The organism is Mesorhizobium sp. M0018, assembly GCF_040323955.1.
Taxonomy (GTDB): domain Bacteria; phylum Pseudomonadota; class Alphaproteobacteria; order Rhizobiales; family Rhizobiaceae; genus Mesorhizobium.
Genome location: NZ_JAMYVL010000081.1, coordinates 1 through 946 on the forward strand (window position 1 = coordinate 1; position 946 = coordinate 946).

1 protein-coding gene is annotated in these 946 nt (G+C 54.5%); it reads left to right on the top strand.

Annotated features, from left to right (window positions below; all coding sequences use genetic code 11):
- Window positions 1-227: 227 nt before the first annotated feature.
- Complete coding sequence (locus tag NKJ81_RS32535; protein ID WP_084643033.1) at window positions 228-830, top strand: sulfotransferase family protein; 603 nt, start codon at window positions 228-230, stop codon at window positions 828-830.
- Window positions 831-946 lie beyond the last annotated feature (116 nt).

The window sequence follows — 946 nt, forward strand, 5'->3', positions numbered from 1 at the left end:
GCACATGCCGCTCCAGGCTGAAGCCGTAGAACAGCTCCTCCTGCATCACACTTTGCTCGCCCATCATCGACTCAATCTCCTCTTACGACGAAGATTGAATCAGTGCTTCAGGACTGCTGCAACCCGGACTTTTTCAACACTATCGACCGGGAGCTGACCTTCAAAACATATAGCGAAGTAAAGGAAACAGCGGTATTTTGACCAATTGAAATCGTCGGGGGGTGCTCATGGCTCTATATGTCATTGGCGCAGGCATGGGTCGCACTGGCACATATTCGCTGAAGCTCGCCTTGGAGCATCTTGGGTTCGGGCCGTGTCATCACATGGCAGATGTCCACGCCAATCCCGAGCAGAAGGCGCTGTGGCGCGCCGCCGGACAGGGACAACTCCCGACCTGGGATGCGGCATATGCCGGCTATCTTTCCGCGGTCGATTGGCCAACGGCGCATTTTTGGCGCGAAGTGAGTGACCACTACCCTCATGCAAAGGTTATCCTGACAGTTCGTGACCCGGAAGCCTGGTATGACAGCATGGCGCAAACAATAGGGCTCACGATGGATGCTGCTACCAATGATCCACAGTCCTTTGGTGTGGCGGTGGTTGGAAACACTGTCTTTGGCGGTCGATTTGATAACCGTGATCACGCAATCGCTGTCTATGAAGCACATAACGCTTCCGTGAAATCAACGCTGCCACCTGAACGCCTTCTTACTTATCAGGCCTCCGAAGGGTGGGAGCCGCTTTGTGCCTTTCTCGGTGTACAGTTGCCTTCCGAACCGTTTCCACGCACCAATTCGACTGCCGAATTTCGTGCTCGCATAGGGCGTTGAACGGCGGCTTGCCACCGATAGTGTTGAAAAAGTCCGGGTTGCAGCAGTCCTGAAGCACTTCTCTATTCGGCATGTTGAGGTCAAGCGCTTTCGAGCTTGCGGCTTCTCCGGCGTTT